Source organism: Rickettsiales bacterium, from assembly GCA_033762595.1.
GTDB lineage: Bacteria > Pseudomonadota > Alphaproteobacteria > Rickettsiales > UBA8987 > JANPLD01.
This window is the reverse complement of sequence record JANRLM010000014.1, coordinates 1-23,973: the sequence shown is the minus strand read 5'-3', so window position 1 is coordinate 23,973 and position 23,973 is coordinate 1. Positions and strand designations below refer to the sequence as shown.

21 protein-coding genes, 1 tRNA gene and 1 other RNA gene are annotated in these 23,973 nt (G+C 34.4%); 12 read left to right on the top strand and 11 right to left on the bottom strand.

What is annotated here, in order from left to right; genetic code table 11:
- Window positions 1–19: 19 nt before the first annotated feature.
- The 3 genes from SFT90_00970 to topA all read left to right on the top strand — a co-directional run bounded on the left by SFT90_00970 (window position 20) and on the right by topA (window position 6,539).
- On the top strand, window positions 20–3,715 hold the full coding sequence (locus SFT90_00970; protein MDX1949053.1) for a glycoside hydrolase TIM-barrel-like domain-containing protein: 3,696 nt from the start codon (window positions 20–22) through the stop codon (window positions 3,713–3,715).
- A gap of 89 nt (window positions 3,716–3,804) precedes the next feature.
- Window positions 3,805–3,879 (top strand) — tRNA-Gly (locus SFT90_00965).
- 179 nt (window positions 3,880–4,058) lie between these two features.
- Entirely contained in the window at window positions 4,059–6,539 is a 2,481-nt protein-coding gene (gene topA / locus SFT90_00960) for a type I DNA topoisomerase (protein ID MDX1949052.1), read from the top strand.
- Between the two features lie 17 nt (window positions 6,540–6,556).
- On the opposite strand, the gene ssrA is transcribed toward topA, so the two are convergent.
- Both ssrA and SFT90_00950 read right to left on the bottom strand, forming a co-directional pair.
- Window positions 6,557–6,927, bottom strand: a transfer-messenger RNA (tmRNA) gene (gene ssrA, locus SFT90_00955).
- On the bottom strand, window positions 6,920–7,273 hold the full coding sequence (locus SFT90_00950) for a carboxymuconolactone decarboxylase family protein (GenBank protein MDX1949051.1): 354 nt from the start codon (window positions 7,271–7,273) through the stop codon (window positions 6,920–6,922). Before SFT90_00950 ends, ssrA begins: the two co-directional genes overlap by 8 nt.
- A gap of 489 nt (window positions 7,274–7,762) precedes the next feature.
- Between SFT90_00950 and SFT90_00945 the strand changes: the two genes are divergently transcribed.
- From SFT90_00945 to SFT90_00935, 3 genes are read left to right on the top strand one after another with little or no spacing between them, the layout of a single operon-like run.
- The gene (locus tag SFT90_00945) at window positions 7,763–8,056 is read left to right on the top strand and encodes a metalloregulator ArsR/SmtB family transcription factor (GenBank protein MDX1949050.1); all 294 of its coding nucleotides are present in this window, start codon (window positions 7,763–7,765) and stop codon (window positions 8,054–8,056) included.
- An 8-nt stretch (window positions 8,057–8,064) separates the two neighbouring features.
- The gene (locus SFT90_00940; protein MDX1949049.1) at window positions 8,065–8,589 is read left to right on the top strand and encodes a rhodanese-like domain-containing protein; all 525 of its coding nucleotides are present in this window, start codon (window positions 8,065–8,067) and stop codon (window positions 8,587–8,589) included.
- Window positions 8,590–9,828: a methyltransferase domain-containing protein gene (locus SFT90_00935; protein ID MDX1949048.1), complete on the top strand. Its 1,239-nt coding sequence runs from the start codon at window positions 8,590–8,592 to the stop codon at window positions 9,826–9,828.
- Between the two features lie 4 nt (window positions 9,829–9,832).
- Here SFT90_00935 and SFT90_00930 read toward each other — a convergent pair whose 3' ends face one another.
- The 5 genes from SFT90_00930 to secB all read right to left on the bottom strand — a co-directional run bounded on the left by SFT90_00930 (window position 9,833) and on the right by secB (window position 14,374).
- Entirely contained in the window at window positions 9,833–11,224 is a 1,392-nt protein-coding gene (locus SFT90_00930; GenBank protein ID MDX1949047.1) for an HlyD family type I secretion periplasmic adaptor subunit, read from the bottom strand.
- 78 nt (window positions 11,225–11,302) lie between these two features.
- Window positions 11,303–11,749, bottom strand: a complete 447-nt coding sequence (locus tag SFT90_00925) for a hypothetical protein (GenBank protein ID MDX1949046.1) — start codon at window positions 11,747–11,749, stop codon at window positions 11,303–11,305.
- A 48-nt stretch (window positions 11,750–11,797) separates the two neighbouring features.
- Entirely contained in the window at window positions 11,798–12,088 is a 291-nt protein-coding gene (locus tag SFT90_00920; protein MDX1949045.1) for a GIY-YIG nuclease family protein, read from the bottom strand.
- A gap of 54 nt (window positions 12,089–12,142) precedes the next feature.
- Entirely contained in the window at window positions 12,143–13,882 is a 1,740-nt protein-coding gene (locus SFT90_00915; protein MDX1949044.1) for a type I secretion system permease/ATPase, read from the bottom strand.
- A gap of 18 nt (window positions 13,883–13,900) precedes the next feature.
- Window positions 13,901–14,374, bottom strand: coding sequence for a protein-export chaperone SecB (gene secB / locus SFT90_00910; protein MDX1949043.1), 474 nt, complete (start codon window positions 14,372–14,374; stop codon window positions 13,901–13,903).
- Between the two features lie 65 nt (window positions 14,375–14,439).
- Here secB and SFT90_00905 point away from each other — a divergent pair, with 65 nt between their 5' ends.
- The 4 genes from SFT90_00905 (at window position 14,440) to pdhA (ending at window position 17,837) form a co-directional block, all read left to right on the top strand.
- On the top strand, window positions 14,440–15,924 hold the full coding sequence (locus SFT90_00905) for an MFS transporter (GenBank protein MDX1949042.1): 1,485 nt from the start codon (window positions 14,440–14,442) through the stop codon (window positions 15,922–15,924).
- A 266-nt stretch (window positions 15,925–16,190) separates the two neighbouring features.
- On the top strand, window positions 16,191–16,436 hold the full coding sequence (locus tag SFT90_00900; GenBank protein MDX1949041.1) for a type II toxin-antitoxin system ParD family antitoxin: 246 nt from the start codon (window positions 16,191–16,193) through the stop codon (window positions 16,434–16,436).
- Window positions 16,426–16,728 carry a type II toxin-antitoxin system RelE/ParE family toxin gene (locus tag SFT90_00895; GenBank protein ID MDX1949040.1) on the top strand — a complete coding sequence of 101 codons (303 nt, stop codon included), beginning with the start codon at window positions 16,426–16,428 and terminating at the stop codon, window positions 16,726–16,728. The genes SFT90_00900 and SFT90_00895 overlap by 11 nt, the downstream gene beginning before the upstream one ends.
- 95 nt (window positions 16,729–16,823) lie before the next feature.
- Window positions 16,824–17,837: a pyruvate dehydrogenase (acetyl-transferring) E1 component subunit alpha gene (gene pdhA / locus SFT90_00890; GenBank protein ID MDX1949039.1), complete on the top strand. Its 1,014-nt coding sequence runs from the start codon at window positions 16,824–16,826 to the stop codon at window positions 17,835–17,837.
- Here the strand turns inward: pdhA and dprA are convergent.
- Together dprA and plsY are read right to left on the bottom strand one after the other, a co-directional pair.
- Window positions 17,834–19,036, bottom strand: coding sequence for a DNA-processing protein DprA (dprA, locus tag SFT90_00885; GenBank protein MDX1949038.1), 1,203 nt, complete (start codon window positions 19,034–19,036; stop codon window positions 17,834–17,836). The two genes, pdhA and dprA, sit on opposite strands and share 4 nt — an antisense overlap.
- Before the next feature lie 3 nt (window positions 19,037–19,039).
- On the bottom strand, window positions 19,040–19,648 hold the full coding sequence (plsY, locus tag SFT90_00880; protein MDX1949037.1) for a glycerol-3-phosphate 1-O-acyltransferase PlsY: 609 nt from the start codon (window positions 19,646–19,648) through the stop codon (window positions 19,040–19,042).
- Window positions 19,649–19,720: 72 nt separating this feature from the next.
- Here plsY and SFT90_00875 point away from each other — a divergent pair, with 72 nt between their 5' ends.
- A complete protein-coding gene (locus SFT90_00875) occupies window positions 19,721–21,367 on the top strand; it encodes a GGDEF domain-containing phosphodiesterase (GenBank protein ID MDX1949036.1) in 1,647 nt (548 codons plus the stop codon).
- Window positions 21,368–21,569: 202 nt separating this feature from the next.
- The gene (gene raiA / locus SFT90_00870) at window positions 21,570–22,163 is read left to right on the top strand and encodes a ribosome-associated translation inhibitor RaiA (GenBank protein MDX1949035.1); all 594 of its coding nucleotides are present in this window, start codon (window positions 21,570–21,572) and stop codon (window positions 22,161–22,163) included.
- Between the two features lie 52 nt (window positions 22,164–22,215).
- On the opposite strand, the gene SFT90_00865 is transcribed toward raiA, so the two are convergent.
- Window positions 22,216–23,457 carry a M48 family metallopeptidase gene (locus tag SFT90_00865; protein ID MDX1949034.1) on the bottom strand — a complete coding sequence of 414 codons (1,242 nt, stop codon included), beginning with the start codon at window positions 23,455–23,457 and terminating at the stop codon, window positions 22,216–22,218.
- 270 nt (window positions 23,458–23,727) lie between these two features.
- On the bottom strand, window positions 23,728–23,973 hold a 246-nt coding region (locus SFT90_00860; GenBank protein MDX1949033.1), incomplete at its 5' end, for a thiamine phosphate synthase.

The following is a 23,973-nucleotide window of genomic DNA, read 5'->3' as shown; positions in this document are numbered from 1 at the left end:
TTATAAAAAAGTTTTTTTTATGACAACCGTTACACTTAAAAATGCAAGTTCTAGCTTTATAGATTCCTTCGGATTCTCAGAAATCCCAGTGGTTGGTGATTATGTTACTAGAAATGTAAAAGGAAGCCTAAATGAAATTTCGACTGCACTCGGGCAAGAAATTGATGGCAAAATTTTTGGCTATGAAGAGAGGAATTTAATCAGAGGTAGAAAATTATCTGAATTTTCAATCCAAACTTCATCTTATGCTGAAACTATCGGAAAAATTTTTGGGCGAGTTAAAATTTCTGGTAATATAATTTGGTCTAGCAAAGTAAAAACAATTGAGGAAAAGCAAGCCATAAACCAAGGTGGCAAAGGCAGTGGCACAAAAGTTGAAAGGAAAACTGAAACTCGTTTCCGTTATTTTGTAAATCTCGCAATCGCACTTTGTGAAGGTGAAATTGATAATATTGAACGCATTTGGGCTGATACGAATTTGATTAATATTTCTGATTACTGCACTGCTTTTAGAATTCACAAAGGCACTGAAAATCAAGCCCCCGATAGTTTGATTGAATCCTTTGAGGGCATAGGAAAAACGCCAGCTTATAGGGGTTTAGCCTATATCGTTTTGGAAGATTTTGAAATTACAGAATTTAGGGGTCGCATTCCGAATTTCTTTTTTGAAGTAGTTAGAAATCTAAATTTTGCCTCAGAAACTTCACCTGAAAAATTGATTGAAGGCGTGAATATTATCCCCGGTTGCGGTGAATTTGTTTATGATACATTAATCCACCAAAAGCTTGATGGGCTTGAGATTGCAGGCAAGTGGTATCAAAAATCGCACGCAGAAATTATCAATCAAAATAACGCATTTTCGAAGGCTGATAGCTTAGTTGCCTTGGATAATCTGCAAAATAATTTTCCAAATTTGGAATATGTAAGCCTTATTTGCTGCTGGTTTGCGGATAATTTAGATATTGCGAATTGCTTAATTGAACCGAGGGTTGAATATAAATCTCTCACAAAAACAATTCCTTCTGAATGGTCTGTTGCTGGCTTAAATCGTGCATCTGCAAGGCAAGTTACTTTACTTGATGGCAAGCCGATTTATGGTGGCACACCTTCTGATGCATCAATTTTGCGATTCATAGATGAATGTAAAAATCGTGGTTTGAAAGTTAAGTTTTATCCAATGATTTTCGTGGATAGTTTAACCAAACCTTGGCGAGGCAAAATTACTGGAAATGCAATCGATGTCGTGAGTTTTTTTACAAAAACTAAAGGCTATAATGAGTTTATTTTGCATTATGCAAATTTAGTAAAAAATAAAGTTGATGCTTTTATTATCGGCACCGAAATGAAGGGTTTAACATCAATCAGAGATGGAAATAATTTCCCTGCGGTTGATGAATTTATTAACCTTGCCGCCCAAGTTAAAACTATTATGGGTGCTTCCACAAAAATCTCCTATGCGGCGGATTGGAGCGAATATCACTCACTTGATGGCTGGTATAATCTTGATCCACTTTGGGCTTCTGAAGATATAGATTTTATTGCGATTGATGCTTATTTTCCGCTTACAGATAGGCCACAAAATGGCGTTTATGATGTTGATGAAATCATTGCTGGCTGGGAAAGTGGCGAGGGCTATGATTGGTTTTACAGCGACGCAAACCGAACTATAAAAGAAAATTTAAGTGAAGAATTTGCTTGGAAAAACCTCTCTTGGTGGTGGAATAATTTTCACATCAACCCAGACGATAATCAAACCAATTGGCAACCTCAAAGCAAGAAAATTTGGTTCGCTGAATATGGTTTTCCTTCCGTTGATGGTGCGAGCAATCAGCCGAATGTATTTTATAATCCAGAATCTGAGGATTCAGCCCTGCCCTATCTTTCCAATGGTTACATTGATTTTTTTGCACAAAGAAATGCAATAGAAGGCACGCTTCTAAAATGGCAAAATTCACCTATGGTTGAAAAAAAATTCCTGTGGGCGTTTGATGCAAGGCCTTATCCGAGCTTCCCAGATTTGCTAAATGTTTGGAGTGATGGCGAAATTTGGTCGCGTGGACATTGGTTTAACGGCAAGCTCGGCAATGCGAATCTTGCTGATGTTATTTCTGAAATATGCAAAAATGCTGGCTTAAGCGAGGATAAAATTGATGTTAGCAACTTAAAAGAAATTCTAATTGGTTATAATATTTCCTCGGCGGAAACCGCAATTAGTATGATAAAAGATCTATCTCAGGTTTATTTTTTTGATATAGTTGAGGGTGAAAAAATAAAATTTTTGCCGAAAAAAAATTCTAATATTACTGAAATTGATGAATCTGAAATTGTTTTTGATAATAAAATAAAAAAACAAAATTTTTATCTAGAATTTGAAAAATATTCACAGAAATTAATTACCGCTCAGGTTGATTTTAATTTTTATTCGCAGAATAATAATTATCAAATTAGTAGCGTTACAAACCTTGCGGAAGATAATCAATCCGCCGTTAAAATAGAAGTCAACACGCCAATTATTTTTAATAATTCCGTTGCAGAAAATATCACAAAAATAATTTCTTTGGAAGAAAATTTGGCAGCAGGGAGAGTTGAATTTTTTCTCTCTTATAAATATATTTTCCTTGAAATGGGTGATATCATAAAGCTATCACTTAATAATAATTTTTATAATCTTCGCATTACAAATTTACAGGCGAAAGACGGCAGAATAAAAGTAAATGCGGTGATTTTTGACGATAATTTTTATCAATCAAATCTAGCTAATTATCAAGCTGGTAACGCTGAAAAATTGGAAATTATTTCTAACACTCATTTGGAAATTTTGGATATTCCCAACTTAAATTTTGAGGTTGATATTGATAAGCCTCATATCAAAATTGCAGTTTGTGGCACAAGCGAAAACTGGCAAGGTTGTGCGATTTATTTTAGTTCTTTAAGCGAAAATACGGGGTTTCAAAAAATTACTGAGGTTACAAAATCAGCAAAAATTGGTTTTTTACAAAATAATTTTTCAGTAAAAAATCAACTGATAATTGATGAAATTTCAAAAGCTGAAATAAACCTATTTAATGCGGAGTTAGAATCAATTTCAACCGCTAATATGCAACAATTTGGCAATCTTTGCGTTATCGGTGATGAAATTTTGCAATTTCAAAATGCGGAGATTTTATCAGAGAATAATTACAATTTAAGTGGTTTTTATAGGGGGCTTTTCAGCACAGAAAATTTTATGAATCATAACCCTGCGGAACGCTTTATTTTGCTTGATGATAATATTACTAAAATTGAAATTCCTGCAAATTTTATTGGTAGTAAATTTTGGATTAAGGCAGTTTCTTTTGGCAAATCTTTAGATGATGTGGAGGCAAAAGAAATTACTTTCAATGCAAATTCCCTCAAACCCTTTTCGCCAGTGCATTTGGAGAAGAAAAATATCGGTGATGATATTGAAATTTCTTGGATTAGAAGATCTCGTTTTAGGAATAATTTTTCATCTCTGGTTGAAATTCCGCTCGCTGAAAATTCTGAAAAATATGAAATTGATATTATGCAAGACAATGACATCAAGCGAACTATTACTGCAAATTCTCCTTCATGCATTTATAATTCAGCCTCGCAAATTCAAGATTTTGGCACTTTGCAAGCCAATCTAAAGGTTAGAATTTACCAAATTTCAGATAAAACCGGCAGGGGCTTTATGAGTGAAAGAATTTTGTGAGAAAACCAATAATAAATATTTCTTGAAATTAAATATTTTGCTTTTATAAAGCATTTTCAAAATGATTCTATCCATAATTCCTACATCATGCGGGTGTAGCTCAGGGGTAGAGCGCAACCTTGCCAAGGTTGATGTCGAGGGTTCGATTCCCTTCACCCGCTCCAGTTTGATTTTATTTTAAGCTTTAATATCTCTGAATTTCATGAAATATTTGACTTTTTAATCCTTTTCTATAGTTGGGAATTAGGCATTGGGATTTTGGCGTTGGGATTGAGTAATTTATTAGCACAACTCCTAAAACCCAATTCCCAACTACTAATAGCTAACACCTAACACCTAAAAAATGACCCACGTTGTAATAGTAGAATCACCGGCTAAGTGCAAAAGCATAAATAAATATCTTGGTAAAGATTATAAGGTTTTGGCTTCTTATGGGCATATTAGGGATCTTCCTTCTAAAGATGGCTCGGTGCTTCCTGATAAAGATTTTGAGATGAAATATCAAGTGGCTAGCGATTCCAAAAAACACGTAAAGGCGATTGAAGAAGCCGTGCGTGGTGCGGATTCCCTTATTCTTGCAACAGACCCTGACCGCGAAGGTGAATCAATATCGTGGCACGTTTATGATGTTTTAAGGCGTGATAAAGTTATTAATGCGAACTTTCCAGTAAAAAGGGTTTCTTTCAACTCTATCACTAAAGAAGCCGTTACGCAGGCAATGAAAAACCCTCGCAATATTGATATGGATTTAGTCAATTCTCAGCAGGCTAGAAGGGCTTTAGATTATCTAGTGGGTTTTACTTTATCACCAGTTTTATGGCGAAAATTACCGGGTAGTCGCTCTGCTGGCAGGGTGCAATCAGTGGCTCTCCGCCTAATTTGTGAAAGGGAAAACGAGATTGAAAAATTCAAGGCTCAAGAATATTGGAGCATTTCTGCGTTGTTTGAAAATTCCTCCTCAAGCTTAATTCCAGCTAATTTGACTTATGCTGATGGCAAAAAATTAGATAAGCTCGCAATTTCAGATAAAGGCACTTCAGATAAATATTTAGATGAAATTAAAAAGCGAAGTTTTTCAGTTGGTGAAGTTGAGAAAAAGAAGGTTTTTAGAAATCCAAAACCACCTTTTACAACTTCAACTTTACAGCAGGAAGCCTCTAGAAAGCTAGGTTTTTCTGCATCTAAAACGATGATGCTTGCTCAAAGGCTTTATGAAGGTGTTAAAATCGGTTCAGAAATTACTGGTTTAATTACCTATATGAGAACTGATGGCGTTTCTGTTGCACCAGAGGCAATCACTAGAACTCGTGAAACAATAGGCAAAAATTTTGGTGATAAATATTTGCCAGAAAAGCCGAAATTTTATGCTTCAAAACAGAAAAATTCGCAAGAAGCCCACGAAGGTATTAGGCCTACAGATTCAGCTAGAAGGCCAGAGATGGTTGCTAGTTACCTAGAAAATGATCAGCTTAGGCTTTATGATTTAATCTGGAAAAGAATGGTCGCAAGCCAAATGGAAGCAGCGGTTTTCAACCAAGTTGCAGCTGATATTTCAAGCGAAGATAAAAAATATATTTTCCGTGCAGTTGGCAATGTGCTTGAGTTTGATGGCTTCTTGAAGTTATATCACGAAGATGTTGATGATGGCGAAGATGAGGATAAGGAAAATATTCTGCCGGATCTTAACCAAAATGATAAATTATCTTTCAGCAAAACACCAGTTAATGATAATGAGAATGGCGAAAACCCTTTGGCTGAACAGCATTTCACGCAGCCACCACCTAGATATAATGAGGCAAGTTTGGTAAAAAAACTTGAGGAACTTGGCATCGGCAGACCTTCAACTTATGCATCAATTATCTCAGTTATTATTGATAGAGGCTATTGCAAAATAGATAAAAGGAGATTCTATCCTGAGCCTCGCGGGCGGGTTGTAACGGGTTTCTTGAATGAGTTTTTTTCGAAATATGTGCAATATGATTTCACTTCAGACTTGGAAGAACAGCTAGATTTAGTCTCAGATGGCAAGCTAGATTGGAAGCAACTCCTCAAAAATTTCTGGCAGGATTTCAAATCTACAATTGATTCCACTACTGAAATTACCATTACAGATGTAATTAATAAACTAGAAAAATCTCTTGGGTTTTTATTCGGTGAGGCGGAAGATGCAAGGAAATGTCCATCTTGTAATGATGGAACTTTAGGTTTGAAAATCAGTAGATTTGGGCCTTTCATCGGTTGTTCAAATTATCCAACTTGTAATTACACTAAGAAAATAGAGTCTGATAATAATAATTCTGATGGCGAAAACTCACAAAATTCTGATGGTTCTGAAAAGCCAAGATATGAAAAATTTGAAGATAAATTTATCGGTCTAGATAAAAAAACTGGCGCTGAAATTTTCCTCAAAAAAGGCCCTTATGGCCTTTATTTAGAGCTTAAAGGAAGCGTTGCAGAAACTCCAAAACAAGAAGAAAAAGAGGAAAAATCTGGCAAGAAAACCAAAGCGAAAAAAACTAAGTCAGCAACACCAAAACCAAAGAGGGTTTCAATTCCAAAAAGTTTGAGAGTTGAAGATATAACCGCAGAAAAGGCGGAGCAATTATTAAGACTGCCGCTTGAACTCGGCACTGATGCTGAGGGTAACAAGGTTACTGCCTCAGTTGGAATGTTCGGCCCTTATGTAGCTTGCAACAAGGTTTTTGCCTCAGTCAAAGGTGATTTGTTTGAAATTACACTTGATGAAGCCCTGCAATTAATTGAAGAAAAGAAAAACAAGCCAAAAGGTGCAGGTAGAGGCAGATTTAAGAAGAAAGCTAAATAAGAAAATCTCTATTTTTCAACGCGAGGATTCTGTTGCTAGGCTCCTCGCAAGCCCCTTACCTAAATTGCTTTAGTTCCTCATTGAGGAATGTTTAAGCAGCTTTAAGTGTTGCAACAGCAAAATTATCATTTGCTGCTACTGCAAAATTGTCGTTTGCATTTGTGAATTTGAATTGTTTTACGGCTATTTCTCGCCGAGCAAAACCATAATTTTTACTGCATCTGTCGATCCTATTTCGGCCCCATCATTAAGGTTTATAATTTCTAAACCCTAATGGTGGAGCCGTCGGGCACCGCCCCCGAGTCCAATCTGCCTATTCTAAAACAGCATTTATTGCCATAGCTTTCGCAATTGTATTATACCATAACATTTTTGATTTGTTAAGCGTTAGTGTAAATTTCTTGAAATTGCTCAAATGCTTTGATTGCATCGGCTGCATACATCAAAGAAGGGCCACCACCCATATATATTGCCATTCCAAGCACTTCCTCAACCTCTTCTTTAGTAGCACCAAGTTTTGCAAGTGCTTCTGCATGAAACCCAATGCAACCATCGCACCTAACCGCAACCCCGATAGCAAGTGCGATAAACTCTTTAGTTTTCTTACTTAAAGCACCATCTTTAGTTGCGGCCTGTGCCATTGCTGAAAAGCCAGCCATAGTATCTTTAATATCCGCCCTCAAAGTTTTTAGGTTACTTGAAATATCTTTACAAATTTCAGGATAATTTTTCATTTGATTTACCTTGATTTAATTGTTAATAATAACATTCTAATATTAGAATATACTAATATATATGTCAATAGCTAAATTTATATTTAGGAAATTTTGTATTTATAGATATTAGAATTTTTGATTTTTCTACTTATCGTCACAGCAACTTATTGCGGAGCTATAATAACTAGGAATTATAAGGTAAAGATAGAAATTATTTAACTAAAATAGCCCGCTTCAGGAAGTAACACCTACTTTCAGTGTCAAGGGGTTAAAAGAACGGTCTAAAATTAGACTTAATACCCCAATAAATGTGGGGCAAAAATTATTGGCAATGGAGCTCAAATCTATACTTAACTAACAATAACTAATAATGCACATACTAAATTCTTTACATTTGATAAGGATTAGATTATTCTAATATTAGAATATTTATAGAGTAAGAATTTAGTATAGATTTATTTTCATTATGAATTTGAATTACTAAAAACAATAAAATGTGAAGATAATATGGAAATAAAAAGAATAAAAACTAATGCAAAACAAGCCTCAAACTTGCTTAAATTACTATCAAATGAGATAAGATTATTAATTTTATGCAATCTAATCGAAGGCAAGAAAAGCGTCTCTGAGCTTGAAAGCATTATAAAAATCTCGCAATCAGCATTATCACAACATTTAGCGAAATTAAAGGCACATAATATTATTGAGGATACAAGAAAAGGGCAATTAATTTTCTATTCAATCATTGATAAAAACTCAAAGAAAATATTAGAAACCCTCTACAAAATATACTGCAAATAGGAGATAAAATGACTATAAAAACTATTGATTCAACCACATTAAAAGAATGGCTTAAAAATGATGAGGCTATCTTGGTAGATGTTAGGGAGCCAGCCGAACATAAGACGGAAAACATTCCTAACGCGAAGTCAATTCCACTATCAAAGATTTGCAATTTAGAAGCTGATAAAATTTTAAGTGGAAATAAAAAAATTGTTTTTCACTGCTTAGGTGGAAAAAGAAGTGCAACCGCCTGCGAAACAATTTTAGGAAAAATTCCTAATGCAGAAATTTATTCTCTTGAAGGCGGTATTAACGCTTGGAAATCCTGCGGTTTAGAGACCTGCTTAGGCTCACGAAAGGTAATTCCACTAGATAGGCAAGTGCAAATTTCAGCAGGTTTAATCTCATTTTTAGGAGTAATTCTAGGCTTTTTAATTGATAAAAATTTCTTTTTAATTTCTGGATTTGTAAGTTTAGGCTTGATATTTGCGGGCATCACTGGATTATGTGGAATGGCAAGAATTCTTGCTCTAATGCCTTGGAATAAGTAAATGCCTAAAGAAAACCCTTATAATAAAATAGCTTACGAAACTAGTTACCTTGCCGAAACTAATCCAGAATTATTGCAGGCAAGGGCTTTTTTATTTGGCTTAAACTCAGCAAATGCAGCAAACTCAAGAGTTCTAGAAATTGGTTGCGGTAGTGGTGAAAATTTGATTGAGCTTGCAAAAAAATTTCCTCAAAGCAAATTTTTAGGTTTCGATGAAGCATCAAACGCAATAGAAAAAGCAAATTCTAATGCAAATTACCTCGACTTAAAAAATATTGAATTCAAAAATTCATCTATTCAAGATTTTAATTCCACAGAAAAATTTGACTATATTATTGCTCATGGTGTTTTTTCTTGGATTGATGATGATAATAGAAATAAAATCCTAAAAATTGCGAGTGAAAATTTAGATGATAATGGCGTTTTTTATGTAAGTTATAACGTTCTGCCTGGCTTTAATTTCTCTGAGGTTTTAAGGCAAATGATGATATTTCACACTAAGGGAATTGAAGTTGCAGAAGAAAAAATTATCCACGCAAAAAACTTACTGGAATTTATAAATGAAACGCTAAAATTTTACCCTGATAATATTTATAAAAAACAATTTTCTGAAGAATTTGAGAAGTTGGTATCGCAACCAGATTGGTATATTTTTCACGAATTTTTAGAGAAGAATAATAAGGCCTTTTACTTCCACGAATTTATAAATTTGATTAATAATTTTGATTTGCAATTCCTTTCTGAAATCTCAATAGCTGCTATGAATATTGAAAATCTGCCAAAATTTTCATATGATATTCTAGCAAATATTGATGATTTAATTAGGGTTGAGCAATATATTGATTTTATCTTAAATAGAAAATTTAGAAGCTCTTTGCTTTGTAAAAAAGCAGTAAAATTATGTAGAAATTTGCAGAATATTAATGTTGAGGATAAAAGTTTTTATGCAAAATTTGAACTTCCGAAGGCCTTAGAAAATTATGATTATAAGCCCAATGATAAAATTATTTTTGAATTTCAAAATGGTGTTAAAACTGAAATTGAAAATTTTTATTTAATTTCCGCTTTTGAATTTTTGGCAAAAAATTCTTCGGCTGAAAAACCTATAAGTTTTAATCAAATAATAGAATTTATTCTTTCTAAAACCACTCAAAATCCCAATGAATCTGAGCTTAAAAAGATGATTGCAAATAATTTACTTAGAACTCATTTCAGTGGCGGTGTGGAGCTGGTTTTATAGCCTCTTACTCCTCTCTAAATGATTTACGGAAGGTGTTTGTAACAGGCTCAATTAGATATTGTAACGGGCTTCTAGCACCTGTTGTAATATAAACTTCAACAGGCATACCGGGATATAATAACTGCTCGTGATTGCCGTGCAGATATTGTGGAAGATCAGTTAAATCAATATCAACCCTGCCTTTGTAATGGGCTTGCTGAGTTTGTGGATCTTTGAAAATATCAGGTGAAACATAAGTTAGCTTACCAGGCATCATCGGCACATGGCGTGCTGAATAAGATGAAAGGCGGATTCTTGCCTCAAGCCCCGGGTAAACAACATCTCTATCAATTGGAGGAATATGAACTTCCGCAATTAAATCATCACCAAGAGGAACTATCGTCATAATTTCTGCCCCTGGCGGTATAACGCCAGATTCAGTTTTGAATTTCAAATCTTTAATAATTCCTGAAATTGGTGCGATTATTTCAGTTCTATTAAGTGTGTCAGAAGCGGCGGTTGAACGCTCTTTCAGCTCATTAATTTTTGCTTGTACCTCCTTAATTTTTTCAACTACTTCATTAAGAATTTCATTGCGAACATTCACCATGCTAAGTTTGTTTTCACTGATAGTTTGCTCCGCACGAGATACCGATGAGCGAAGCTCACCAATTCTGCCTTCAATCTCAGCTTTACGGCTTTTGAGGCCAAGAACTCTTGTCATTGTAGTATTGCCAGAAGCAAGAAGATTTTGAGCGGTTTGCATTTCCTGATTGTTAAATCTAAGCTGTTCTTCTGCGGAAGTAATTTGTGATCTTATACCCCGAATTTCCGATTGAAGCTGGTTGTTACGCTCCTCAAGGATAGAAATTTTACCCCTAACTGCTTTCTGTCTTTCAAAGAAAATCGTGTTTTGCGATTTCATAAACTCGGCAAATTTAGGGTTGTTATACCAAGCAGATGGATAAGTAACTTTGGTCGCAAAATCCCTTTCAGCAACAAGCCTTGAATATTCTGCAACTGCTGCATCAAGAGAGCCTTCAACGATTTCCCTATTTGCAGAAGCAGAAGTTTTGCTTAAAATTATTAAAACATCACCTTCATTAACGGTAGCCCCCTCTCTAACATTTAGTTTCTCAATGATTCCGCCTTCTAAGTGCTGAACAACTTTGTTATTACCACCAGGGATAATTTCACCAACAGCAACGGTAGCCCTATCAATTTTTGCAAGCACAAGCCAAGCCCCAAAGCCACCAAGCAAAGTTATAATAAGAAAAATACCCCACCAATAAGTGCTTCTATAGTAAGATTTTACGGTTTTTTTAAGCCTATCAACTTCCCTAACATTTTTGGAATAGTCAACATAATCCTCAATCTCAAGGCTAGGCTTTACAAGATTTTTGTTATTTTCATTCATAGTTTAATTTTTTGTCATCTTGAGCAAAGCGAAAGATCTAGATTCTTCGCTTCGCTCGATATGACATAATTTTAACCCTCAAAATTCTTCTTTTCTCATATAGAAATTGCTAAAAAATTTTTGTAAAAACCCTTTTTCTTTTTCAATTTCTTCATTTTCATTTACTTCAACAAAGTTTGCTTTTTCTTGTTTTTTCTTATCAAAATTATGAAATTCATTTAGAATTTCTCTAAAGTAAAAAACTGCAAAAAGAGCAATCAAAGAAAAAATTAAATAGCGAGAAAATATCTTACTATTTTTTTTCATTTGAAGTTTTATTTCCTCAATTTTGTTAAGAATCGTATATTTTAATTCTCTATAAATTTTGGAAATAGTAATCGTTTCACCTTCACTAATTTTAATATTGAGGAAAGGCGTTTTCTCCTTTTTCCCCTCTTTGTTATCACTTGCAAATAAAAATAATTTTGGCGTTGGGGTTTTATCTTCCTTTTTGCTTGAAATATTTTTATTATTTTCACCAAACATAAAATATTAAATTTTATATGTAATTGTCACCCCGTGCTTGTCACGGGGTTAATCGTTAAGATTGAAATAAAAATCACTCCATTCAGGGTCTAACTTTTCAATCGCCTCAAATTTTATTTCTCTTCTGCATTTTTTTATAGTTTTTTCTCTTTGAATTGCATAATTCACATCTTCAAAAACCTCATAATAAAATAACTTAACAATGTTATGTTTTTTTGAGTAACTATTTACGAATTTATTTTTATGCTCCCAACATCTTCTATTTATATTATTAGTTACACCAGTATATAAATACCCCCTTTTTCCACTTGCCATTATATAAACATAATATTGTTTCATATAACAAACTTTGATTAACCCCGTGACAAGCACGGGGTGACAGGGGATAAATATTTACTCATCTTTTGCTTTGTTTATGATGTCAGTGTAAGATTTCATATTAGCTGAGTTTTTCGCATATTTACCCATAATTTCTTCCGTAGATCCGAAATCCGCAAGCTGACCATCTTTAATTACAACAACTTTATTAGTTATATTTACAATTGCTGGCTTGTGAGTAATCATTATGATTGTTCTACCCTCTTTTTTGGCGGTGAGAATTGCGTTTAGCAACATTCTTTCACCAACTTCATCAAGGTTTGAGTTTGGCTCATCAAGTATGATAAGTGAGGGATCACCATAAAAAGCACGAGCTAAAGCAATCCTCTGCCTTTGACCGCCTGAAAGCTCAATTTTTCCATCGCCAAGAATTGTATTATATTGCTCAGGCAAACTCAAAACCAACTCATGAACGCCAGCCTTCATAGCGGCTTGCACAACATCATCATCTTTCGCATCAACATCAAAACGACTAATATTTTGCTTCACACTACCACGAAGTAAATCTATGGTTTGTGGCAGATAACCTATATATTTGCCAACATCTTGCCTACTTCTTTGGAAAATATCACCACCATCTAAACGAACAAATCCTTGATATGGCTTATAAATTCCAGCAATTAATTTTACGAGCGTTGATTTACCAGAAGCCGAAGGCCCAATAATTCCAACTACATCACCAGCATCAATTTTGAAACTCAAACCTTTCAAAATTGGGATTGGCATTAAACCACCCTGCTTTGCGAAAACTAATTTATCAACTTCAATATCACCCTTAGGCTTGCCAACATTCATATTTTCTGGCCTTTCTTGTGCAACATCAAAGAATTGCGATAATCTTTTGAAGGAATCCCGAACATTTGCAAAAGAACCCCACATACCCATCAATGCATCAAAAGGTTGAACGGCCTTACCTGCAAGCGTTGAACAAGCTATAATACCACCGAAAGTCATTTCTTTTTGAAGTGCCAAATATACCCCAAGCCCCGTAATGCTCACCTGCATTATTGTTCTAAGAGCTTTACTGATTGAACCAATTATTGCAGTAAATTTTGCGGAAGCCATATTTCTATCAACCACTAAATCATTGTCATTCTTCCAAATTTCGTATGTGTAAGGGAGCATTCCCATAGAATCTATGGTTTCAGCGTATCTGATATATTCATCAGCACGCCTCATATTGGCGTGATGGATTTCATTAGTTTCTTTAATAGTTGGCTTGGTTTTAACCTCTTTTAAGAAAGTTAAGAAAAATAATATCACCGTAACACCCGCAACGAGCAGGAAAATTTTAGGGCTAATAACCCAAATTACGAATAAGAAAACAAAAGACCAAGGAACATCAAAAATTGAGAAAATCGCTTGGCTGGTTAAAAAATTCCTAACCTGCGTTGCTTCCTGAAAGAATTGCACGGTGAGTTTTTCGCCAGTCATTGAGGCGTGGTTGATGGATAACTTGAATAGTTTTTCACCGATTGTTCTATCAATCCAACCGGAAACTTTAAGCATTATAACTTCTCTAATACCATTAAAAACGCCATATAATGCGAATAAGAAAAATGCGATTGCAGTAAGTGCAACAAGGCTTTCAAGCGAGCCACTAGACATCACCCTATCAAACACCTGAAGGGAATAAATTGGCATCATCAGCATCACGATATTTGTAACTGAGCTGAAAATAAATATCGCCCAAATGACGCTACGAATTGATTTTCGCATCGTCTTTAAGTAATTTTCTTTTTTAATTAATGCCATAAAGTTTTATGTAAATTCTTATTGTGCTTGTTGCTCTTTTTGTAATTGCTCCATTCTTTGCATATATAATTTGCCAAAATCTATTGGATCAAGCATAAGCGTTGGAAAGCCCGCATCACGAGTTAAATCAGAAACAATCCTTCTTACAAATGGGAATAATAAATTCGGGCAGTATATAAGTAAAGCCGGCTGAAATTCGTTATCTGGAATATTTTTTAATAAGAAAATTCCCGCGTAATTAACTTCTGCGATAAATAAAATTTCTTCATTTCTTTTTGCATTCACGCCGATTTTAAGCTCAACTTCAAAATTATTTTCGCCCTCTAATTTTTTTGCCATAACATCAACTGAAACGTTAATGTTCGGCCTTTCATTTGAAGGTTGCAGAGAGTTTGGAGAATTAGGATTTTCAAAAGAAATATCTTTTACATATTGCACAATAACTGAAATTTGTCTTTCAGCTTGTTGATTTTGGTTTTCATTTGTTGCCATAAAGTTTTTCTAGTAAATTAAAATTTAATGTTTAATTGTTTGAAGGGAAAACTAAAGTAAATAAAGTGTTTAATAAAGTAAAAAATTACCTGAAAGAGTTTTATTACCTATATTTTTCAAAAGAGATGTTAAGCATTGCATCACTTGGTTATGGCAGTGGTGTTCCGTTTTCTTTGATATTCATCACATACACTTTTCACCTAGCGGAAAAGGGCATAAACCTTAGAGATATTGGCCTATTTGGTTTAGCTGGTTTGCCTTTTACTATTAAATTTTTGTGGAGCCCTTTAGTTGATGGATTCAAAATTCCAATCCTTCATGATCTGCTAGGACAAAGGCGAAGCTGGCTTTTGGTGAGTCAAATTTTGTTGATAGTTTTAATCTGCAAAGTTGGGTTTATTGACCCTGCAACTGATATGATTTCAATAGTTTATTATGCCATTATAATATCATTTGTCTCTGCCACTTATGATATTGCCTATGATGCAATTCGTGTAGAGTTAGTTTCCTCAGACAAGCAGGGAGCGGCTTCTGGCACTTCAATTTTGGGCTATAGAATTGGAATGTTGATGTCTGGCGGTGTGGCGTTAATTCTTGCAGATATTTATTCTTGGAAGATTTCATTCATAATAATGGGGGCTTCTATAGGCTTAAGTTTAATTGCAACTTTATTTACAAGAGAGCCTAAAAAGCCAGAAATTGAATCTCTAGAACAAGGCTTAAAATGGTTTAATAATTTTATTATTGAGCCTTTCAAAACCTTCGCTAGAGAGCATAAAAAATGGCTTTATATCATCGTTTTTGCGGTTCTTTATAAAATTGGTGATGCGTTGCTTAGCAAAATGATAAATCCATTTTATCAGCAGATGGGTTTTTCAAAAACAGAAGTGGCGGAAATCACTAAATTTTTTGGCTTCCTAATGACTATTATTGGCGGAATAATTGGCGGTTGGGCAGTTTTCAAAATTGGTATTGCTAAAAGCCTGCTTTGGTTTGGAATAGCCCAAGCGATCTCTAATTTATCTTATGTTTGGCTTGCGAGTGAAGGCCATTCTGTTGCGATTTTAACTATAGTTATTATCCTTGAAAACATTACAGGTGCAATGGGAACTTCCGCCTTTGTCGCGTATTTAAGCTCACTCTGCAACCTCAGATTTACCGCAACGCAATATGCGCTTTTAACCTCTTGTGCTTCTATGGGTAGGTGGATAACAAACTTCCCTGCTGGCTATATGGTTGACGCTCAAAATGGATTAGGACTAAGCTGGGAGTGGTTTTTTATTATAACGGTTATTATTTCAATCCCAGGGATTTTAATGATAAGGTTTTTGGGGGTTGATTACAACTTAGAATTAAAAAAAATTTTTATGAAAATTTTAAAAACAATAGTTATTCTTATTTTATTAGCAAGCATTATCTATTTGTTGTTAATAATAAAAAATTTAGTTGGCTTGGATCTTTTTATATTAATTTTGCATGGATTTATAATTTCTTCTTCTGTTCTAGTATCTTCTATAATTATTGCAAAAGCATTAAAAGATAAAAAGTAAAGAATCATAGCTTCGCTTTTAAGTCTAATTCTCATATTGTCACCCCTCATTTATTGTGGGGTTAATTGTTAAAATATTGCCAAACCTAAGCTTTAAGGTTTTTTTATGGTTAACACTGCAACAAATGCCGGGTAACACTATATAGGAAAAACAGCAAAAATTTAGTTGTATCTATGGTTGGTGAACACTCCCTTAAAAATAAATAACAAAAAATAGCATAAATTGATATTTTATGTTATAGTATACTTAAATTAAGGTTTTTTGTTATGAATATTTCTCTTACACCTGAATTAGAAAATTTTATAGAAAGTCGTGTGGAAAGTGGGTTTTACAGCTCTGCAAGTGAGGTTGTAAGAGCCGGCTTGCGATTGCTTTCAGAGCAAGATATTTCTAGAAGAATTAATAATCTAAAATTAGAAATTTTAAGAGGCTTGGAATCAGCTGATGAAGAGCTTATTAGCGATAATGAAATCAATGTTTATTTAGATAAAATAATTGATGATGCAAGATAAAAACCAGCCTTATAAATTAACAAAACTTGCAAGAGATGATTTATTAGAAATAATTTCGTATATTGCAAAAGATAATAAATCTGCGACATATGAGATGAAAGATAAATTCTTAAAAGCCTTTTCGTTAATCTCTGAAAACCCAAATATTGGCCATAAAAGGGAAAATATCTTAAAATCTGTGAGGTTTTGGAATGTTGGAAAATATAGCGTAATTTACTCTGTTGAACCTAAATATATAAAAATTATTAGGATATTGCATGGCTATAGGGATTTGTTTGAAATACCTAACTAAGTAATTATCTTCTTGAAGGAATTAAATTTTCTTATATTTTCTTTTGCAAAAATATGGTATAATAAATCAGAGTTTATATGAAATCAGGCGGTGTAATGACTAAAACTGAATCGAATGTGAAGCCTATCAAGGGCGACAAAATTTCTTCAAAATACTCAAAAGAACTTCTACTCAAATTTTACGACACAATGATTAAAATCCGCCGCTTTGAAGAGCGTGCCGGGGCATTATATGGAATGGGTTTAATTGGTGGCTTCTGCCATTTATACATCGGGCAGGAAGCCGTTGTAACTGGCGTGCAGGCTAATCTTAAGAAAGGCGATCAAACTATTACAACTTATAGGGATCACGGCCATATGGTGGCAGCCGGCACTGATGCAAAAGTCATTTTTGCGGAGCTTATGGGTAGGGAAACTGGCTGTTCTAGAGGCAAAGGTGGTTCAATGCATATGTTTGATCTAGCCAACGGCTTTTATGGTGGTCATGGAATAGTTGGGGCTAATGTTCCACTTGGTGCGGGTCTTGCCTTCGCAAATAAATATCGTGGAAATGATAATATTTCCGTAACTTATTTTGGTGATGGGGCGGCGAATCAAGGGCAGGTTTATGAAACGCTAAATATGGCTGCTTTGTGGAATTTGCCGGCAATTTTTATCGTTGAAAATAACGAATATGCAATGGGAACTTCCACTAAAAGATCTGCCGCAAATACTGAATACTACAAGCGTGGCGAAGGTTTTGGCGTTAAAGGCAGGCTGGTTAATGGTATGGATGTTTTAGAAGTTTATGAAGCTGCAAAAGAAGCCGTTGACTATGTTAGAAGTGGCAAAGGCCCACTTTTAATTGAGATGAAAACTTATCGCTATCGTGGGCATTCAATGTCTGATCCTGCTAAATATAGAACCAAAGAGGAAGTTGCAGAATTTAAGGAGAAAAAAGACCCTATAATCAATCTGCAAAGATATATGCTTGAAAACAATATCGCAAGCGAAGATGACTTTAACGAGATTGATAAAAATGTTAAAAAGATGATTGAGGATGCAGTTGAATTTTCTAAAAACAGCCCAGAACCTGATGCTAACGAACTTTTCACTGATGTTTTAGCTTAAACCAAATTTTTAACTATTCTATTACCGGGTTGGCGGTTTATTTGCCCTGTAATTTCAAGCTCTAAAATTATTGAATTAATTTTAGATGCAGGGATTTGAAATTTTCTAAAAATCTCATCAATTTCAATTGGGCTTGAAGAAAGATAATCTAATATCATCTCTGAATAATCTTGGTTTTGGCTAGGTTTTGCCTCATCATTTTCATCAATTATTTCCTCTTTTTCTTCGGAATTATTATTCAAAATTTCAGTTTCAAAAGAGTAATTTTCAACATCAAATAATAAATTATTTTGAATTTTATTGAGGATATTTTCTTCTGAAAAATCTTTAAGAATATCACAAATATCAAAGGCGGAAGTTACTAAATTTGCCCCTTTTTTTATCAGATTGTTTGGCCCTTCCGAGCGTGCATCTAACGGAAAGCCCGGAACACAAAAAACCTCCCTACCCTGTTCATTTGCAAACCTTGCGGTGATTAATGAGCCTGATTTCATAACCGCTTCAACCACTAAAACACCAAGTGATAGGCCAGAAATAATCCTATTTCTTCTAGGAAAGGATTCAGATTTTGGAAGCGAACCAAACGGATTTTCTGAGATAATCAAGCCTTTTTCAGCAATTTCAGTATATAATTTTGCGTTTTCTTTTGGGTAAATATTATCTATACCCCCCGCAATTACTGCAATAGTTTTGCCATTATTTTCAAGACTCGCTTTGTGAGCAGAAGCATCAATACCCTTTGCAAGCCCCGAAGTTACAACAAAATTTTGTTTCACTAAATCAGTAGAAATTTTATAGGTAAAACCAAGCCCATTGGCACTAGCATTTCTTGCACCAACAACACCTATTGATTTATTTTTGGTAATTTGCCAATCACCCTTATAAGAAATAATTATCGGCGGGTCATAAATTTCAGCGAGTAGAGAAGGATATTCCTCATCAAAAATTGTGATAAATTTTGCATTATTTTTCTGGATTAAAGCAATCTCATCTTCAGCTTGAGATTTTGAAATTATATCTTTTGTAAGCCCTTTAGATTTTAGAATATCAGTAATTTTTTCAAGAGCATTTTGTGGGTTTTTATATTTTTTTATAAGGCTTAGAAAGGTTATAGGGCCTATATTTCGTGTTCTTGAAAGCTGAAAAACCCTTACCTGATTTTCATTAGAACAAAATTCTTTTTGATAAAATTTTTGCATAAATTAATTTTTTCTAAAAGGCTTTTCCTCTCCATTCAGTAGGCGTTTAATATTTGGAATATGTTTATAAAAAATAATCGCTGAAAGCGACATTAAAAAGCTTATTAAAAAGAAATTATTTTGATGCATTGCAAACCCTATAAATGGAATCAAACCATAACTGACAAGCGCAGATGCTGAAGAAATTTTGCTGAGTTTATAAGTGATAATCCACAATAAAATTGCGATTAAAAATAAAATATAATCTATCGCAAGAATAGCACCAAAGCCAGTTGCAACACCTTTTCCACCCTTAAATTTATGCCAAATCGGTAAAATATGACCAATTACAGAAGCAAAAGCGATTAAATATAAAGCAACACTCGTTTCAGAGCTTAAAAGAAAAGATTTATAAATAAAAGCTGGCAATAAACCTTTCAGAAAATCTAGCAGGAAAACTATTCCTCCAATTTTCTTGCCAGCAACCCTCACAACATTGGTTGCACCTATGTTTCCAGAGCCTTTTTTGGTAATATCACCCAAACCCAAAAGCCTTGTTATTATCACCCCAAAAGCAACCGAACCAAGCAAATAAGCAATAGCTAAAAATAAATATTCATTGTAAGAAAGCACGATATAATATATTTTTTTGATTTAATATGCTATGATGCTAGATGTTTAAGGTTTGAATTCAAGTAAAAAATAATGCCTTTCAATAGTAAAAATAAAAATAAACCTAATGCAGTTTTTTATACGCATAATTTGCAAGATGGCACTTTAGAATGGTTTGGCGATACTAAAAAAGTTTTAGGCCTTAACCCATCACAGATAAATAAAAAAGAAAAATTCTTAGATTTACTCCACAAAAAAGATAAAAAAATTTACGAAATTAATATTAACGGCAACGCTGAGGAAGTCTCTTTTGAATATTCTCTTGAAGTTGGTAGCAAGCAATTAAACCTCAAAGAAAGGGCGATTAGGCAAAATATCGGTGATAAAAAATTTCTTTATGGGGTTATAACTTCACAAAATGAAAATGTAATCAAAGCGGGTAAAGGAAAATATAATCTTTCAAGCAAGAATATTCTTGCTGGTGAATATGATGGAATATTGCTTGAAAGTCTCTCAAAGTGCTTTTCTGAGGGCAATTCAAAAAGATATAATTATCTGCTCCTGCTCATTTCTATTGATAATTTGCCGATGATTGTAAGTTGGCATGGTGAGCAAATTTCAAACAAAGTAATGGAAGATTTAAGCCGTAAAATCAAGGCCGTGCTGACAGATGGCAGTATTTTTCATCGCATAGGTGATGAGCAATTTGCGGTAATCCTCAAAAATCCGGTTGCTAGTGAGATTGAGCAAATCACCTCAGAAATTGCAAGAATTGTTAGCCTTTATAAAAATCCAAACCTTGAAGATACTGTTCATCTAAGGCTTTCAATGGGATCGGTGCATTTTCCGCTTGGCGTTAAAGATGAATATGATGCAATCAACAAGGCTTTCTTGGGGCTTACGCACGCTAAGGGCAAAACTTATGAGTTCTACTGCGATTTTGAAGATGCTAGAAGGGAACATATTGACGCACAAAATGAAATGTCGCAACTTCATTATCTGCAAGAGGCCTTTAATACAAACCGCTTAGTGCTTGCCTATCAGCCGATTATCTCTGGCAAAGATGGCACAACGCAATATTATGAAGTTCTGCTTCGCATCAATGATGGCAATGGCAGATATGATTCTGCTGGCAGGTTTATTCCAATCGCTGAGAAGATGGGAACGGTTGAAGCGATTGATGAATTTGTTCTTAGAAAAGTTATTGAGGAGCTTAAAAACTCTAAAGGCGTTAAGCTATGCATTAATGTTTCAAATCTTACAACTGGCAGTGAAAATTGGCTAAAAATTTGTAATGACCTACTTAAAGATAGTGAAATTGCAAAAAGAATTTCAATGGAAATAACTGAAACAGCTGCCAATAAAGACCTTCGTAAAACCGCATATTTCACTGCTTCTATGCAAGCCTTGGGTTGCACAGTTGCACTTGATGATTTTGGTGTTGGATATACTTCTTTCAGGCAGTTACGCTCGCTTTCAGTGGACACAGTGAAGATTGATGGCTCTTATATATTAGGGCTTGAAGAAAATAAAGAAAACCTAATTTTCATTAAAAGTTTAATAGATTTTAATCGCTCATATGGGCTTAAAACCGTTGCAGAATGCGTTGAAACGGGTGAAGTCGCCAAGAAATTAATGGATATGGGCTGCGATTTACTGCAAGGCTATTATTTCGGCGCACCAAAAGTAGCAAAACCTTGGGAGCAACCCCCCCAAACTCCTATAAAAAAACCTGCTTAGATTTCAAAAAAACTACATAGTCAACTGAATTTTTAGCTTAAAAATATAATTTGTTGTTTGATAAAATCTCGTTTTTTTGATAATCTGACATTTGGGGCTTATTATAGCCTTAAGTGATATTTCAAATTAAAATCAAAGGCTATAATGCTCTTATTGAAATCCTGTAAAATTTCAAATTTATATTTAACTTAAAGAGGTTCTTATGAAAATAACCGTTTCTGGAAAACATATTAAAATTGGCTCTGGGCTTAAAGAGCATGTTTTGGAATCTACGGAATCTGGTATAACTAAATATTTTGAGAATGCAATTTCAGCTGATGTAATTTTCTCTAAGGAAGCTCACTTTTTTACATGTGACATTGTTGTAAATGATGGCACTGGAACGCACTCAAATTATAAAGCACAAGCTAAAGAAGAAAATATTTTCGCAGCGTTTGATAAGGCACTTGATAGAATGGAAAAACAACTCCGAAGATATAAAAGAAGGATTAAAGATCATAGAAAACTAGCAAGAGATGAAGCTGCTACAATTATTGCAACAAAATATGTAATTTCTGACGATGGGCAGGATATTGAGGAAGATAATCCAGTAATTATAGCTGAAAAACAAACCTCTATTGAAGAATTAACAGTTGCTGATGCGGTTATGAAAATGAATTTAGCTAATCTGCCAGCTTTAATGTTCATCAATAAGAAAACCGGCAATTATAATGTAGTTTATAAAAGGCTTGACGGCAATATTTCTTGGGTGGAAGCTAAGCAAGAAAACCAGGCTAGATTAAAAGCAGTAGGATAAGGTGTTAGGTTCTAGTTTCTAGGTTTTTTGGGTGGCAGGTTGAGAAAGAAGTCTAATCCAAATATCTGCCTTCATCAACAACGAGTTTCATTTTAGCTTTTGAACCATCTTGCATTTGCAGAACGGAATTATCAAAGATTGCAGTAAAGGCTGAATTTGGCATTACATTTTCCTGAAGGCGATACAAAGATTGCTTTTCAGGGGAAACAGCCATCACCGCAAGGTTGCTAACTGGCCTTGCCCCTGAATATTGAATTCGCATCGCAAAGCTGTTTTCATCAAGTTTTTTAGCACCTATAATTTGCATATTCTGCTGAATTTCTTGCAAAGTTGCAATACGATTAGATTGGTTTACCGCCTGCGATTTTGCTCTGGTTTTCTTAGAGTAAAAATCAGCAGCTGTCATTAGCGCGGCCGCCAAACCACCACCCATTCCAGCTTGTGGCAAGGCTTGCTCATTAGTAGTTTGATATAAATTATTACCGCTTAAAATATTTTGAAAATTAGGATTTATTTCACCAGAAATTTGATATTGCTTAACTTTATTTGCAACTTGGTTAGCATTGTTCATACGCTCTGAAGTAATTGGGTGGGTTTGAAAAGCCTGCCCATAAGTGCCGGAAGATGAATAGATTTTCTGCCAAATTCGCCCTGCTGCGTAAGGGTCATAACCAGCTAGAGCCATATATAGAATGCCAACATTATCGGCTTCATATTCATCATTAGTGCTGTAACCTGCTTGATAGGCGTTAGATTTTGCAGATTTACTACCCGCAAGCATTGAGGCCATCATACCCCCTTCCCTTTCAAATACATGATTAGAAGATACATGTGCAATTTCATGAGCCAAAACTGCCGCAACTTCATCATCAAAAGAGAGTTTATCCATCAGGCCTTTATTTACAAAAAGATAAGTGCCACCAGTTACAAAAGCGTTGAATTCATTATCTGGTAGAAGAATTAACTTCCAATCTTCATTACGCAAATGTGAAACTGAATGAACGCGATTGAAAATATTTAATGCCCTTTCATATTGAGTTTTGCTAAGTTTCTCATTTATTTTTGCACCTTTTTGAAGGTAGCCATTTATTATTTTTTCTGAAGCTTGATTACCCTTTGCAATTTGGCTTGGCCTATCAGCTGAGGAAATAGAACGCTTACCTGTAACTAGATCTTTTGTTGTTACTTTATTTGTAACATCATAAAGCTTTCTATCAACCGCTTGCATAGCTTGGCAAGATGCAAGAAAATTTACCAAAACAAATGCAGAAAATATTGATTTTAATTTAGCCATAAAAAAATTTAATTTTGCTAATGATTAGCAAATTGTAAAAATTTTCCAAGAGGGAAATTTAGTTAAATAAAAAGCATTTTTATGTAAGCATATATTTAAGCTCCATAGCCTCCAATTGTCACCCCGCATTTATTGCGGGGTTAATGGTTAAAAGTGTTTTTAAGTCTAATCTTTGAGCGTGTTTTGCAATTAACCCCGCAATAAATGCGGGGTGACATTATTGAGGAAAACAACAGATAATTAAATAAAATCTATACTTAGCGAACAACACTAAACAAAAAGCTTATTAAAATCAGCGATAGCTTGTTTTACACCTTTTTTATAATCCCAAACGCCAGTTACAACCGCGATGAAATCAGCACCCCCCTTGATAATTGGTTCGGCATTCTCAACTTTAATACCGCCTATTGCAACTGAAGGAATATTTGTATATTTTTGCCAAAAATCTAATAATTCAAGTGTTGGCCTGCCTTTAGGCTTTTTAGTTTGGGTTTCATAAAAAGCCCCAAAAGCAAC

Bases quoted from the DNA above. Each gene is read 5' to 3' on its own strand.
- SFT90_00970 (MDX1949053.1), top strand. From the start codon at position 20: ATGACAACCGTTACACTTAAAAATGCAAGTTCTAGCTTTATAGATTCC.
- topA (MDX1949052.1), top strand. From the start codon at position 4,059: ATGACCCACGTTGTAATAGTAGAATCACCGGCTAAGTGCAAAAGCATA.
- SFT90_00950 (MDX1949051.1), bottom strand. From the start codon at position 7,273: ATGAAAAATTATCCTGAAATTTGTAAAGATATTTCAAGTAACCTAAAA.
- SFT90_00945 (MDX1949050.1), top strand. From the start codon at position 7,763: ATGGAAATAAAAAGAATAAAAACTAATGCAAAACAAGCCTCAAACTTG.
- SFT90_00940 (MDX1949049.1), top strand. From the start codon at position 8,065: ATGACTATAAAAACTATTGATTCAACCACATTAAAAGAATGGCTTAAA.
- SFT90_00935 (MDX1949048.1), top strand. From the start codon at position 8,590: ATGCCTAAAGAAAACCCTTATAATAAAATAGCTTACGAAACTAGTTAC.
- SFT90_00930 (MDX1949047.1), bottom strand. From the start codon at position 11,224: ATGAATGAAAATAACAAAAATCTTGTAAAGCCTAGCCTTGAGATTGAG.
- SFT90_00925 (MDX1949046.1), bottom strand. From the start codon at position 11,749: ATGTTTGGTGAAAATAATAAAAATATTTCAAGCAAAAAGGAAGATAAA.
- SFT90_00920 (MDX1949045.1), bottom strand. From the start codon at position 12,088: ATGAAACAATATTATGTTTATATAATGGCAAGTGGAAAAAGGGGGTAT.
- SFT90_00915 (MDX1949044.1), bottom strand. From the start codon at position 13,882: ATGGCATTAATTAAAAAAGAAAATTACTTAAAGACGATGCGAAAATCA.
- secB (MDX1949043.1), bottom strand. From the start codon at position 14,374: ATGGCAACAAATGAAAACCAAAATCAACAAGCTGAAAGACAAATTTCA.
- SFT90_00900 (MDX1949041.1), top strand. From the start codon at position 16,191: ATGAATATTTCTCTTACACCTGAATTAGAAAATTTTATAGAAAGTCGT.
- SFT90_00895 (MDX1949040.1), top strand. From the start codon at position 16,426: ATGCAAGATAAAAACCAGCCTTATAAATTAACAAAACTTGCAAGAGAT.
- pdhA (MDX1949039.1), top strand. From the start codon at position 16,824: ATGACTAAAACTGAATCGAATGTGAAGCCTATCAAGGGCGACAAAATT.
- dprA (MDX1949038.1), bottom strand. From the start codon at position 19,036: ATGCAAAAATTTTATCAAAAAGAATTTTGTTCTAATGAAAATCAGGTA.
- SFT90_00875 (MDX1949036.1), top strand. From the start codon at position 19,721: ATGCCTTTCAATAGTAAAAATAAAAATAAACCTAATGCAGTTTTTTAT.
- raiA (MDX1949035.1), top strand. From the start codon at position 21,570: ATGAAAATAACCGTTTCTGGAAAACATATTAAAATTGGCTCTGGGCTT.
- SFT90_00865 (MDX1949034.1), bottom strand. From the start codon at position 23,457: ATGGCTAAATTAAAATCAATATTTTCTGCATTTGTTTTGGTAAATTTT.